Here is a 13,991-nt window from a genome sequence, read left to right as displayed (position 1 = left end):
TTGTTTATTTGCAATCTTTTTCTACCAATTCGGCTATTTTTACTATTACGTCAACAGCTTTGTACATAGAAGGAATAGGAATAAACTCATAACGCCCGTGAAAATTCAAGCCTCCGGCAAATATATTTGGGCAAGGCAAGCCCATAAAAGACAAGCGCGCTCCGTCTGTTCCTCCACGAATAGGTCGTACAATTGGTGTCACGCCAACCTCTTGCATCGCACGAAATGCGTAATCGATCACATGAGGCACAGGCTCTATTTTTTCACGCATGTTGTAATATTGATCTTTCAACTCGAGCTTGATGCGGTGATCATAAATCGTGTTCAAAAAATTCACTGCATTTACCATCTGTTTCTTTCGATTTTCGAACTTTGTCCGATCATGATCGCGAATGATATACGAAACAGTAGCTTCATCCACAGTACCTTGTATAGAAGTGAGATGAAAAAAACCTTCATACCCTTCGGTATATTCGGGCCGTTCATTCGCCGGAAGCATTGACACCAATTCGTTAGCTATATGCAGAGCATTAATCATCTTATTTTTAGCATAACCCGGATGTACATTTCGTCCCTGAATCGAAATCTTGGCCGAAGCAGCATTAAAATTTTCGTATTCCAACTCGCCAATTTCTCCCCCGTCCATCGTATAAGCCCATTTTGCACCAAATTTTTCGACATCGAATTTATCCGGACCACGACCTATTTCTTCATCTGGTGTAAAGCCGATACGAATTTTACCATGTTTGATCTCAGGATGATCCAAAAGATATTCAATCGCTGTCATAATTTCTGCAACACCGGCTTTGTCATCAGCACCGAGTAAAGTATTCCCGTCGGTAACAATCAAATCTTCGCCCTTATGATTCAACAATTCCGGAAAATCGTTAGGCGAAAGAACGATATTCGATACCTCGTTTAAAATGATATCGTTGCCATCATAATTTTTCACGATGCGTGGCTTTACGTTTTGGCCACTCATATCCGGACTTGTATCGAGATGGGCAATAAATCCTATCGTTGGAACTTTTTTGTGAGTATTGGCGGGAAGAGTGGCCATCAGGTAGCAATTATTGTCAAGTGAGATTTCCGAAAGACCAATATCGTTTAATTCTCTTTCCAGCTCTTTGGCTAAATTAAACTGTTTTGAGGTGCTTGGAGTCTGATCACTGTTTTCATCAGATTGTGTATCAATTTTTACGTACGAAATAAATCGATCTATAAGGTTCATAATAAAGACATTTATTTATTATACATCGCCCGGCGGGTTGTATTCTTTATCTCTTACAAAGATAAACAAAGGGTTTAAAAGGAAAAAATCTATTTTAATTTTTGAAGCTTACAAAAAAATATCTATCTTTGCTTTCGGGTAAGTCCTATACGGCCAGCTCCCAACGAATCCCCCAGGTCTTGACCGAAGCAAGGGTAATTGGTTGTAGCGGCGCGATATAGTAAGCTTACCCTTTTTTTTGTTGTAAAAAAAGCCTTATCCCCTGGATAAAAGGAAAAGGCTTTGGGGAAAACTGCGAAAAAGCAGTTCTAAGCGATTTTTGGAAAAAACTTTTTGTCGAGAGAATATTCTCCGGCTCCGATGAATATCAGTGAAATATAAACAATCAAAAGGTCAAGAGCATGACCATAAACCATGAAATTATCGCCGGCAAACAAATGAGTTGCCAGAGCTACTGTCATATTTCCGGCAAGGAGAATAGCTGCAGGACGAAAAAACAATCCGAGTGCCAATAAAACTCCGCCAACAGTCTCGGCAAAGGCCGCTAAAAATCCCCAAAAAGCAGGAGCAAACGTAATTCCGAAATAGGACATCGAACTACCTAAATATGACCAGGTTTCAACTCCACCCATCATCTTAGGTATTCCATGTAAGAAGATGGAGATACCCAATGCGACTCTTAAAAATAATAAACCGGAGTGCAAAAATTTTTGTTTTAATTCCATTGCAATTAAATTTGTATTGTTAGTAATCATTTTTCTGCCTTTTAACTATGTTTAAAAACAAAAGGTTTATCTTTCAACTATAAATAAAATCTATATGACTACATTTGCCCCTTTCTCAAAACCATTATATGTAATGTTGAAACCCTGCGGTTCATCATGCAACCTTGCTTGTGATTATTGTTATTATCTTGAAAAAACAAAACTCTACTCGCAAAATAAACATCGAGTAATGAGCGATACGCTCTTGGAGAGATTTGTAAAAGAATATCTGGAGTCGCAAACCATGGGCCAAGTGCTTTTTACCTGGCATGGAGGAGAGACATTGATGCGTCCGATCGAATTTTATCGGAAAGCCCTTGACTTACAAAAAAAATATGCGAACGGCAGACAAATCGATAATTCTATTCAGACAAACGGCACTCTGCTCACGGATGAATGGTGTAAGTTTTTTAAAGAAAACAATTTTCTCGTTGGAATTTCTATCGATGGTCCCCAAGAATTCCACGACGAGTATCGCCGAGACAAGATGGGTCGTCCATCTTTTCTTAAAGTGATGCACGGCATTGAATTACTGAAAAAATACGATGTGGAATTTAACTGCATGGCTGTAGTAAACGATTATAACGCCGACTATCCATTAGAATTTTATCATTTTTTCAAGGAAATCGGTTGCCAATATCTGCAATTTACACCCATTGTCGAGAGGATTAACCGTCATCCTTCACCCTTGACATTAGCTACAGCTACGGCATCCGAAAAAGATGCTGACCTTGCGCCTTATAGTATCAAACCCAAACAATGGGGCAATTTTTTGTGTGCCATATTCGACGAATGGGTTCGCGAAGACGTGGGTAAAACATTCGTGCAAATATTCGATTCTACCCTTGCCAATTGGGTGGGCGAACAACCTGGATTATGCACAATGGCCAAAACATGTGGACATGCAGGCGTTATGGAATTCAACGGAGATGTGTATTCTTGTGATCATTTTGTATTCCCGGAATATAAGTTGGGGAATATCTATTCCGAAACACTTACTTCAATGATGTATTCAGATCAACAGCTAAAATTCGGCAACGATAAATTTGATAAACTGCCGCGACAATGTAGAGAATGTGATATGCTTTTTGCTTGTTACGGAGAATGTCCCAAAAATCGGTTCGTAAATGATCGATACGGTGAGCCTGGTTTGAATTATCTTTGCGAAGGCTACTACCGATTTTTTACTCACGTAGCACCATACATGGATTTCATGAAACAGGAACTTTTAGCTCAACGAGCTCCGGCCAATGTAATGGAATGGATTAAAAAAGGAAAACCATAATAAAAAAACCAGATCAAAACGATCTGGTTTTTTTATTATGTACCCATGTTCCGATTAATTCTCAGCCTTTCGAGCCGAATAATTGATTTTTAGGGCGTAAGCTTTTCGTAATGCCTGCTTGACATCGCTTATATACTTCATTCGGGTATTTTCATCTGCCTTAATCGAAACAGTCATAAACTGTTGATCGGCCTCATTCAAACTTGCTTTTTCCTGAGCAATGTAATCCTGAATATCGTCTATCCCTGCGAGTTTGTCGTTCAACTGCATCTGAGTCCCTGTTCCGAGTCTCGGATCAACGGGAATACCAATATTAATATAGGTCACAAGCGATTTTTTCTCCAATTTTTGGACTTCAGAAGCCGATGGTAATTTAAATTTCACTTGCAATTCTTCCGATCGCATTGTTACTGTAACCATGAAGAAAAACAATATCGCAAAAATCATGTCGGGCATCGAGGACGTGTTCAGTTCAGGCATTGTTCTGCCACCAGACTTATTAAACTTTCCCATATTAATTTCCTCCTCCGTAATTTTTGGGTTCTGCTTCCGATATACGTTGCGGATAAAGCTTATTGATTTTCTCCTGTTGATCGGGAAGCAAATCGGCGTAGTGCTTGTTGAAGTACTTGAGCGCCGCTTCTTCTCGCAATTCGTTATAAGCTTTTACCAATTCGTTCTGAACAGCAATATATGCTTTATAACTGGTAGTGGCATCATTCTGAAGTGAAATCACGTGATCAGCCGTTGTCATTACTCGCCCAATAGGCTCTCCAAAATCTTGTTCAATGAGCTCGGGCAAGTTTGGATTGTTGTTTGGGTTTGTTACAAATTCTTTCACTTTGTCCTTCAATCCTACTTTTCCACCTCTACCAACCATTTCAGTGATATTTGCATACCATTCATCGCCCAACTGATCTCTGACCATTGTTTGATTTTGGCTATTTACCAATACCACCATCAAGTTTCGTCTTTGAACTTCCATTTCTTGAAGATTTTGTTCGTCCTGAGGTGGCGCAGGCAAACGTCTCGCCAAACCAGTGTCAGTATCCATCGAAGAAGTCACCAGGAAGAAAATAAGCAAAAGAAATGAAATATCGGCCATTGAGCTCGAATTAAGCCCGGGAACCTTTTTTTTCGTTTTTGCCATTTTTAATTTGTTTTTTTACTTCCCCTTAAGGGGATAACTTTATCAATAATTATTTACTTTTTCTTCGATTTACTTAATAACGGAGTAAATACGATAGCCAAAATGACCAACGTCAGCATGACATAGATACTGAAAATCCACATATCGGTCATTTTGAGTGTACCTGGAACGTTATCCGGCCCTGTATATCCCACAATATTCAGTGGTTTGCCACTACCTATTGTATAGGTAATTCCAAATAAAGCAAGCATTGCTAATAATACCAACAATGACTCAATAGCTCCTTTTCTGTTTGTTTTTAGAGTTGAAAAGAAACCCGAAATAGCAAACAAAAGAAGCGTTACGATTGTAGCAAAAAGTAATGCATAAATCCAATAAATAAGGATATCGGTATTGCGTGGTTCTTGCAACCCGACTAACTGAGGCAGTTGTTTTTCTGCCGATACGTTACCTCCCAAAAAGAACAAGGCTACTACAATAAGCGTGATTCCAATTGTGATGTATAAAACCCTGTTGGAAGTTTTGTGTATTTTCGTTACTGCCATGATTTATCAAAGTTTTTTGTATTTTACCGTTGTATTTAATTACTTGATCGAGGAAAGTAATGGATGCATCTTCCATTTTGTTGAGGATTCCTTCAAGTTTGTTCAGAATGTAATTATAAAATACTTGAAGAGTAATAGCAACGATAAGACCAAACACCGTCGTAATAAGAGCAACCTTCATACCGGCAGCAACGATGGTAGGACTGATATCGCCGGCTTTCTGAATATCGTCAAAAGCCTGCACCATACCGATAACCGTTCCCAAGAATCCCAGAGATGGAGCAATGGCGATAAACAATGTGATCCAGGACAAATTTCTTTCCAGCAAACCACTTTGAACGCCTCCATAAGAAACTACCGAACGTTCAACAACATCAGGTCCTTGATCTATACGCAGCAACCCCTGATAGACTATGGATGCGATCGGCCCTTTTGTGTCGCGCGCAATGTTCTTGGCACCTTCAATATCACCTTGTGCGAGAGCATCTCCAACTTTTGAAAGCAATCCTTTGGGATCAACATCTGCCAAACTAAGATAAATGATTCTTTCGAGGGCGAAAGCCAAACCTAAGATAAATACGATAGCAATTGAGCTCATGAAACCTGCTCCACCTTCGATGAATTTGATTTTTAGAGCTTGATGTAAACCGCCATTAGATTCCGCAATTGCTATTGCTTCAGCTTCCGCAGGGGAACTCTCGGCGGGAGCTTGAACTTCTGTGGTTTGTGAAGCAGAATCTACAGGGGCAGTCGCGTCTTGAGCTAAAATGACCGACGGCAGACCTACAGTCATCATACCGAAAATGGCGAAAATTGCAAATAACTTTTTCATTGTGTGTTTAATTTTTTAGGATTAATGATTTTGTTTTGTTTTGTTTTTAATGAATTTATTGTTTTTGTTTAGCTTCTATTTCTTTCTATGTCATTTTTAAGTGCTGAGTGCCTTAGCGGAGAGAGCGGGATTCGAACCCGCGATACGCTTTTGACGTATACACGCTTTCCAGGCGTGCCTCTTCAACCACTCGAGCATCTCTCCTGAGGGAGATTTTATGAAAACGGGTGCAAATTAATAAATTTATTTCATTCACATGCTATTCCGGATACAAAAATATAGATTTAAATCTAATATCGTTCTTTGTTTTCTCTTATTTATAAATAATAAAACATTTTCGAGCACAAAGAAAAAAAAATTTCTTTTACCATAAAAAAATTTGGAAAAGTTTGTCGGCATTTTTTTTTGTAATTTCTGCAATTTCTTCTTGTTCTAAATTATATATTGCACTCAATTTGTTGACAATCGCACTGATATAAGAAGGCTCGTTTCTTTTGCCGCAAAAAGGAACCGGAGAAAGATAAGGTGCATCCGTTTCTATTACAAGACGTTCGATCGGGCAGTGTCGGAGTGTTTCGGCCAAATTTGAATTTTTAAACGTAACTATTCCGTTTATTCCAACGTAAAAATTAGGCAATTGAAGTATCTCCGACAACTCTTCAAAAGTTCCGGCGAAACTGTGAAATACTCCTTTGAGTTTCTCCGCACCAACCTTCCGTATGCTTCGCAATACCTCTTGGCTTGCATTGCGGGAGTGAATTGAAACCGGCAGCTCTTTTTCGATGCTCCATCGGAGTTGTTCTTCGAAAACGAAAATTTGTTCTTTTTCATAAGTAGTGTCCCAATACAAGTCGATACCTATTTCACCAACGGCAATATATTTTTCGGAGATAAGCTCACCATAAATGGTTTCCAACCGTCTTTCCCAATTTATATCTACGCTTGATGGGTGAAGACCCATCATCGGAATAAAAAAGGATTGATCTTCCCGATAAGTTTTTTTCAATCGATCAATCGATTGGTCGTCGATATTGGGTAGGAGTACTTTGCTCACACCTGCGCCAAGCGCTCTGTCCACTACTGCCGACAAATCTTCTGAAAAATCAGGTTCGTAAAGGTGCGAATGTGTATCTATCAGATTCATTTCTATGATTTTTCTCCCTTTCGATAATAATATATGATGCCATACTCTCTGTTTTTCCGAAGGCGATCCTCGAGTGTATTTTTCTCGTTATATTTCTCTACTTGATTCCAGATGTTGCAGATCACCCTGTCAACGTCTTCTCTCAATGCTTCAACCTCTTTCAGTGCTCGCAAAGTATTTTGATGACGAACTGTTTGTTTGGCATATTCTTCTTCGAAGATAGAGAAAATAACTTTTACCTTAGCCAAGGAAGGATTAAAGATTGGAACACCACCTTTGGCAGTTCGTAGTTCTTCGCCTTGCAGCACTTTTTTGCCCCAGATAAGAAGCAATTCGTTGGATGTTAACTCGGGTACGATTAAGTTATGGTTTTCAAGACCATACAAAGCAAGTTGCTCTGACTTAATTTCAGAACGTATCACGCACATATATAAAACCTGAATGAAATGCGACAAATATATTCGCGCATTTTTTGCTTTCAGTTGAAGTTGTTTTCCTGCCTTAACCCAGATTTCGTAGTATTGACGATATTGCTTGCATTTACGCTCGAAGAGCAAAAGCAAAGTTTCGGCTTCAGATAATGTTTTGTTATCGATTAACGACTGTCGAAACTCTTCGCCGGAGCTTTTTTGGACAGCCGTTTTCAAAGCACGAATGCGAGCAAGATCGGTATTTGGTAATCGTCGATAAGGCATTTTTCAAAACATGTTCTAACGTTTCACCGGATCTATTTCTCCCGGTACATTAAATTCTCAGCCATAGTCAGTAATTCACTCTTTCGCCAATCGGGAACATCGATACTCGAGAAACAATCCATCGCCATCAAGTAATATTGCTCGATAATATTTTCGGAAACGGTCTTCAAATGGAGAGCATCATAAATATTTCGAACAGCTTCAATCTTGGCATCCGAATCAGAATCTGCGTCGTTAAACCATTTTTCGAGTTCTTTTCGTTGAGAGTTGTTGGCTTTTTCGAGTGCTTTGATGAGTAGAAAAGTTTTCTTGTTGCAAACGATATCTCCTCCAATTTTTTTGCCAAAAGTTTTACTGTCTCCATACACGTCAAGCAAATCATCCCTAAGTTGGAAGGCAATTCCGATATTTATCCCAAAGCGATACAAAAGGTCAGCATCTATTTCGGGAGCACCCGAAACCAATGCGCCAATTTTGAGCGCACAGGCAATAAGTACAGCAGTCTTTAAACGCACCATTTCGATGTATTCATCCTCAGAAACATCTGTACGCGTTTCGAAATCCATATCGTATTGCTGTCCCCGACATACTTCGAGAGCCGTTTTAGAAAACAAGTCGAAGGTTTGGGATAACCTTTCGGAAGATACTTTGGCTATTTGCAAAAAAGCCTCAATCAGCATTGCATCTCCCGAAAGAATAGCCGTATTTTCATTCCACTTTGTATGCACAGTAGCATGTCCTCGCCGCAAATCGGCACGATCCATCAAATCATCGTGCAAGAGACTGAAATTGTGAAATATTTCGATCGCCAATGCGGGAGAAATAGCATGATCAACTTCTTCGGAAAAAAGATTTGCTGCGAGAAGTGTGAACACCGGTCGAACTCTTTTCGCTCCCAACGATAAAATATACCTGATTGGTTCAAACAAAGTATTTGGAGATTTTTCGAATGAGAGATTTTGAATAGAATCGTTGATTATTTTTTCTAAAGCGGAGATTTTGTAGATCATCGGCAAATAAGTCGTGTTTTGCAATAAAAGCTGCCTTTAATTACAAAAGCAGCTTTTACTCATTGATTTGTAAAAATATTTTTTATTGTTGGAGTCGGAATACAACAGGTAGTGTGAAGCGGACGCGCACAGGCTTTCCACGCTGCATACCGGGTTTCCATTTCGGCATCGATTGAATCACGCGGACGGCTTCTTTGTCGAGAGAAGGGTCAACACCACGAACTACCTGAACATCAGTAATACTACCGTCTCTTTCGACCACGAAGTTACAAATCACACGCCCCTGAATGCCATTCTCCTGAGCAATAACAGGATATTTGATGTTTTCGCTCAAGAACTTCATCATAGCTGCCTGACCACCCGGGAATTCGGGTTGATTTTCAACAACCACAAAAATTTCTTCTTCCTCTTCTTCTCTCTCTTTGGGTGGTGGGGGCGGTGTATAAGTTTGGATTTGAGCCTTACTTTGATCGTCTTCCATATTGATATCGATACGGGTTTCGACCTTGGTATCTACTACCTGGATAATCTCAGGAGCCTCAGGTGCAGGAGGTGGCGGTGGCGGTGGCGGAGTTGGATCACGACGGGTGATTTCTATTTCTTCTTCAGCCACAACATCCTGAACTACCGTAGATAGATCCACTTTGCTGGTTTTCGTTGACCACTCAAAAGCTACAAACACAAGAGCCAATGCCAATACCATTCCCATAAGGATCGCCGTATCTTTTTGGTTCTCAATGTTAGCCCTCGGTGTTTTTTTGATTTCGTCTTTGTCCATTGTTTGATATTTTATGTGTCAATTAATTCTCGATTTCTGTCTTTCGTTGCAAAAATAGGTATTTTTTTATTATCACGTTGTTTTTCGCGAATAAAATTCTTAAAAAAAACAGCATATATCCTTCTCTTTTGAGCTCAAAACCTTAAAAAAAACAAACATTTTCAAAACGCACCCATTCCAATTTTTACCATATCGACCTGAAACAATTGAAGGATAACATCTTAAGATATTTCGAAACTCAGGATTTTAGCTTGTAGATATCATTCAAATTTCGTCCGTATCCATCATAATCGAGTCCATAGCCGACGATAAAATCACTCGGAATTTCCATCGCAACATAGTCGAGTTTCAAATCGCGTTTCAAAGCATCCGGCTTAAATAATAATGTAGCGATTTTTATTTCCAGAGGATGTTGCAACCCAAGTTCATCGACCAGTGACACCATCGTATTTCCACTATCTACAATATCTTCTACAATGACGACTGTACGTCCTTCGATGGATTCATTCAATCCCAAAACTTCCTTAACCTTTTCGGTACTCGAAGTTCCCTGATAGGAGGCCAAACGCACAAATGTAATTTCACACGGTATCGAAACCTTCTTCATGAGTTCGCCTGCAAACATGAATGCACCATTGAGCACTGCCACAAAGATGGGATTTTTTCCCGCGAGATCGTGATTGATTTGGTGGGCAATCCGTTCGATATTTTTTTCTATTTCGTTGGATTGAATGAAGAGCTCGAACTCTTTATCCTTGATTTTTACACTTTTCATCCGTTAATTGATATATGATGGTTGAAATAAAGAGGCAAAATTACTATTTTTTGTCGATTTACAGAGGAAAAATTAAATCGGTTATTTATATTTTTTTGAAATATCATGGTTCTGATCTTACTTTTTTAAGATATAACGTCGATCTGAATGTTGTTCTCCAAATAATCTCGCAATTGTGATTATTTTTGAGAATTGAGTTGATAGTAGAAATATCGAGAAATATAGTTTTTGCACTCATGAAAAAAGACAAAATAGAAATAAAAAATCATTCGAACCAAATACGACGCAAGTACGACGCAAATACGACGGAAACATAGAACGAATAAACTATAGAAAATAGAAAAAAACGGCTCAACCTTTCCGCAAAAAATTGCACTTCTAAGTTGAACTTAACAGATAAAATTCTTTCACCAAATCGATATATGCAGGCGAATATTCTTTTGGCCGGATCTCGATGGTCAATTCGTTTTCGAAAATAAGATCGGGCACATCGTTCGTGAATTCGACGAGTATCCTTTTGGGAAATTTGGAATGAGACAAAGAGAAAACATGGGTTATACGCGCAGGATGCCAACCAAAATCGCTTGCAGCAAACAAACTTCGCCGCTTCTGCAAATAAGGAATGATTATCGAAAACCGGGCATGTTTGGTGGCTATTTGTTTCGCTCCACAAAATAATTCTTCCAAACTAAGCGTGTCCGAATGTCGGGCAAGCGAACGTGAATGATCGGGGGAACGTAATGAATCGGCAAAGAAAGGAGGATTAGAGACCAAAAGATCGAATTTTTGGGTTGACTTTGCCGAAAATTCCTGAAAAGGAATCCGTCTTATATCAATTCGCTCCGAAAATGGTGAAAAACGAACGTTTTCTTCTGCCTGATCGGCCGCGTCCTCATCTATCTCGAGGGCCACAATCGAAGCATCTGCGTTCCGCTGAGCAAGCATGAGAGATATTAAACCGGTTCCTGTGCCAATATCCAAAATTCGGTGTGCATGTTCCACGTTTGTCCAAGCTCCCAGCAAAACCCCATCGATACCAACTTTCATGGCACACCGATCTTGATGGACAACAAATTGCTTAAATTGAAAATAACTGTTTGACATTTCCCGTACTTTATAAACTTGGCACGAATTTTGGAATAAAGACTCAAAAACATTGCAAATGTAATCGAAAATCCAACGTAAGATTGTTTGAAAGAGTTTAAAGAAGAAAAATTCAAGAAGGAAAAATATGTTACCAAAAAAATTATATACACAGGGAAGTGACGAATCGGATCAGAACGTTGTGTCGTTCATAACAGGTGATTTTTCTAACGATGGAAGTGAATTGGACGAATCGGTTCTGTTGGAAACTATTCCTATTCTGCCATTGCGCAATACGATTGTCTTTCCGGGAAGTGGTTTGCCCATTTCGGTCGGACGAAGCAAATCGTTGAATCTGGTTCGTTCTCTCGGTAAAAAACATCGATATATCGGCCTGGTATGCCAAAAAGACACTGACATTGACAATCCCGAGCCCGACGACCTCTATCATATTGGCGTCATTGCCGAAGTTTTGAGGGTGATCGAATTGGCCGACGATAATTTGAGCATTATCATTCAGGCCAAAAAACGTTTCGAATGGACCAAAATGGTTCAAACAGATCCGTTTTTCGTGGCAACTTACAAAATTCGGGACACCATAAAAGCAGCCGACGACGATAAGGAATATAAAGCCATTCTGGACAGCATACGCGATGCAATGATTCAGATGCTCAATATGTTGGGCGAGCCGCCAAAAGAGCTGATGGCGACCATTCAAAACGAATCATTTTCGAATATGCTGGTGAGCTATTGCGCGACCAATCTGCCCATCAACAACCGCGAAAAACAGGAATTGCTGAACATCGACAACGAAAAAGATTTGGCTTACCGCTTGTTGATGATACTCAACCGCGAAATACAAATTCTGGAACTGAAAATGAATATCCAGATGAAAACCCGCGAAGATTTGAGTCAGCAACAAAAGGAGTATTACCTGCAACAGCAACTCAAAACCATTCAGGAAGAATTGGGTGGAAACACTCAGCAAATCGAAATCGACGAATTTCGCAAAAAGGCGAAAGAGAAGAAATGGAATGCCGACGTAGCCGAAACTTTTGAGAAAGAGGTCAAGAAACTTGAGCGACTGAATCCACAATCGCCTGACTATTCCGTGCAATATGGCTACCTGCAAACGATTCTCGAGCTGCCTTGGAACGAATATACGCAGGATAATTTCAACCTGAAAAATGCTCAGAAGATTCTCGATCGTGACCACTTCGGAATGGAAAAAGTAAAGGAACGCATCATCGAGCATTTGGCCGTTTTAAAGCTAAAAGGCGATATGAAATCGCCAATCTTGTGTCTCTACGGACCTCCGGGCGTAGGCAAAACATCACTCGGAAAGTCTATTGCCGAAGCACTCAACCGCAAATACGTCCGCATTTCGCTGGGAGGATTGCATGACGAAGCCGAAATTCGTGGTCATCGTCGCACCTACATTGGGGCAATTCCGGGACGTATTATTCAGAATATTGCCAAAGCCGGTTCATCCAATCCCGTTTTTGTGCTCGATGAAGTGGATAAAATCGGGAACGACTTCAGAGGCGATCCATCTTCGGCATTGCTCGAAGTGCTCGATCCGGAACAAAATTCGGCTTTCCACGACAATTATCTTTCCATCGACTATGATTTGTCGAAAGTACTGTTCATTGCTACGGCAAACGATTTGAACAGCATTCCGCAACCTCTTCTCGACCGTATGGAACTGATTAACGTGGGAGGATACATCACCGAAGAAAAAATAGAAATTGCCGCCCGCCACCTGCTTCCGAAGGAAATGGCCAATCACGGCATACCTCTCGACGCATTCACGATTCCGAAAAAAACGCTCGAACTGATGATCGAAAACTATACTCGCGAATCGGGCGTCCGCGAATTGGACAAGCAAATAGCCAAAGTGTTGCGTCGCGTAGCGCTTAAGATTGCCACCAACGAACCTTATCCAGCTCAGCTGCAACCGGAGGATTTGAAGGAATATTTAGGCGTACAGCGTTATACGAAAGATCGGTATCAGGGCAATGAATATGCCGGTGTGGTTACCGGCCTGGCATGGACAGCCGTTGGTGGTGAAATTCTCTTCGTGGAAAGCTCACTGAGTCGCGGCAAAGAATCAAAGCTGACACTCACCGGCAATCTGGGAGACGTGATGAAAGAATCGGCCATGTTAGCAATGGAATATATCCGCTCGCACGCCGATGAGTTAGGGATCGATCCAAAAGTTTTCGAACAATGGAACACTCACATTCATGTTCCCGAAGGTGCAATTCCCAAAGATGGCCCTTCAGCGGGTATTACGATGATAACTTCGCTGGCATCGGTTTATACGCAACGAAAAGTACGAGCCAACCTGGCAATGACGGGCGAAATTACGCTTCGCGGCAAAGTGCTTCCCGTTGGAGGAATTCGCGAAAAAATACTGGCTGCAAAGCGTGCAGGTATCAAAGACATTATTCTGAGCGAAGAAAACCGAAAGGATATCGAAGAAATCAAGCCTTCGTACCTGAAAGGACTGAAGTTTCATTATGTGAATGATGTACGTGAAGTTCTCGAATTTGCTCTTTTGAAAGAAAAGGTGAAAAATCCGGTCGATTTGTCCGTGAAATAATAATACGACTTGAAATAATTGATGACAAAAAGCTGAGGGAAAAGATTTCGAAGTCTTTTCCCTCTTTTCTTTTGATAGTTCTCAAATTATAACC

Annotated in this window: 14 protein-coding genes and 1 tRNA gene; 2 read left to right on the top strand and 13 right to left on the bottom strand. The window is 40.3% G+C overall.

The annotated features are described in order from the left end of the window. Window positions 1-4 precede the first annotated feature (4 nt). Window positions 5-1,231: a peptidase T gene (pepT, locus tag EJN84_RS02900; RefSeq protein WP_129594027.1), complete on the bottom strand. Its 1,227-nt coding sequence runs from the start codon at window positions 1,229-1,231 to the stop codon at window positions 5-7. A 308-nt stretch (window positions 1,232-1,539) separates the two neighbouring features. After that, window positions 1,540-1,956 (bottom strand): DoxX family protein, encoded by a 417-nt coding sequence (locus EJN84_RS02895; RefSeq protein WP_101487102.1) that lies wholly within the window; start codon window positions 1,954-1,956, stop codon window positions 1,540-1,542. A gap of 94 nt (window positions 1,957-2,050) precedes the next feature. On the opposite strand from EJN84_RS02895, the gene EJN84_RS02890 reads away from it, so the two are divergent. Continuing rightward, window positions 2,051-3,280, top strand: coding sequence for an anaerobic sulfatase-maturation protein (locus EJN84_RS02890; RefSeq protein ID WP_129594026.1), 1,230 nt, complete (start codon window positions 2,051-2,053; stop codon window positions 3,278-3,280). A gap of 54 nt (window positions 3,281-3,334) precedes the next feature. On the opposite strand, the gene EJN84_RS02885 is transcribed toward EJN84_RS02890, so the two are convergent. The 11 genes from EJN84_RS02885 to EJN84_RS02835 form a co-directional block, all read right to left on the bottom strand. Further along, window positions 3,335-3,793 carry an ExbD/TolR family protein gene (locus EJN84_RS02885; RefSeq protein ID WP_129594025.1) on the bottom strand — a complete coding sequence of 153 codons (459 nt, stop codon included), beginning with the start codon at window positions 3,791-3,793 and terminating at the stop codon, window positions 3,335-3,337. Between the two features lies 1 nt (window position 3,794). After that, a complete protein-coding gene (locus EJN84_RS02880) occupies window positions 3,795-4,430 on the bottom strand; it encodes an ExbD/TolR family protein (RefSeq protein WP_129594024.1) in 636 nt (211 codons plus the stop codon). 53 nt (window positions 4,431-4,483) lie between these two features. After that, window positions 4,484-4,975: a hypothetical protein gene (locus EJN84_RS02875; protein ID WP_129594023.1), complete on the bottom strand. Its 492-nt coding sequence runs from the start codon at window positions 4,973-4,975 to the stop codon at window positions 4,484-4,486. Then, complete coding sequence (locus tag EJN84_RS02870; protein ID WP_129594022.1) at window positions 4,878-5,807, bottom strand: MotA/TolQ/ExbB proton channel family protein; 930 nt, start codon at window positions 5,805-5,807, stop codon at window positions 4,878-4,880. Before EJN84_RS02870 ends, EJN84_RS02875 begins: the two co-directional genes overlap by 98 nt. Before the next feature lie 116 nt (window positions 5,808-5,923). Continuing rightward, window positions 5,924-6,011: transfer RNA gene (locus EJN84_RS02865), tRNA-Ser, on the bottom strand. Between the two features lie 160 nt (window positions 6,012-6,171). Beyond that, on the bottom strand, window positions 6,172-6,951 hold the full coding sequence (locus EJN84_RS02860) for a TatD family hydrolase (protein WP_129594021.1): 780 nt from the start codon (window positions 6,949-6,951) through the stop codon (window positions 6,172-6,174). 2 nt (window positions 6,952-6,953) lie between these two features. Beyond that, window positions 6,954-7,646: a hypothetical protein gene (locus EJN84_RS02855; RefSeq protein WP_129594020.1), complete on the bottom strand. Its 693-nt coding sequence runs from the start codon at window positions 7,644-7,646 to the stop codon at window positions 6,954-6,956. A 32-nt stretch (window positions 7,647-7,678) separates the two neighbouring features. Further along, window positions 7,679-8,653, bottom strand: a complete 975-nt coding sequence (locus EJN84_RS02850; RefSeq protein ID WP_394343077.1) for a polyprenyl synthetase family protein — start codon at window positions 8,651-8,653, stop codon at window positions 7,679-7,681. An 85-nt stretch (window positions 8,654-8,738) separates the two neighbouring features. Continuing rightward, window positions 8,739-9,434, bottom strand: a complete 696-nt coding sequence (locus EJN84_RS02845) for an energy transducer TonB (protein WP_129594018.1) — start codon at window positions 9,432-9,434, stop codon at window positions 8,739-8,741. A 238-nt stretch (window positions 9,435-9,672) separates the two neighbouring features. After that, window positions 9,673-10,209 (bottom strand): hypoxanthine phosphoribosyltransferase, encoded by a 537-nt coding sequence (hpt, locus tag EJN84_RS02840; RefSeq protein ID WP_129594017.1) that lies wholly within the window; start codon window positions 10,207-10,209, stop codon window positions 9,673-9,675. Window positions 10,210-10,587: 378 nt separating this feature from the next. After that, window positions 10,588-11,313, bottom strand: a complete 726-nt coding sequence (locus tag EJN84_RS02835) for a tRNA1(Val) (adenine(37)-N6)-methyltransferase (RefSeq protein ID WP_129594016.1) — start codon at window positions 11,311-11,313, stop codon at window positions 10,588-10,590. A gap of 127 nt (window positions 11,314-11,440) precedes the next feature. Here EJN84_RS02835 and lon point away from each other — a divergent pair, with 127 nt between their 5' ends. Further along, the gene (lon, locus tag EJN84_RS02830; protein ID WP_129594015.1) at window positions 11,441-13,897 is read left to right on the top strand and encodes an endopeptidase La; all 2,457 of its coding nucleotides are present in this window, start codon (window positions 11,441-11,443) and stop codon (window positions 13,895-13,897) included. Window positions 13,898-13,991: the final 94 nt, after the last annotated feature.

The organism is Seramator thermalis (assembly GCF_004138125.1).
Classification (GTDB): domain Bacteria; phylum Bacteroidota; class Bacteroidia; order Bacteroidales; family Dysgonomonadaceae; genus Seramator; species Seramator thermalis.
Note: the sequence above shows the minus strand (reverse complement) of the source record. Positions and strands in the feature narration are given on the sequence as shown.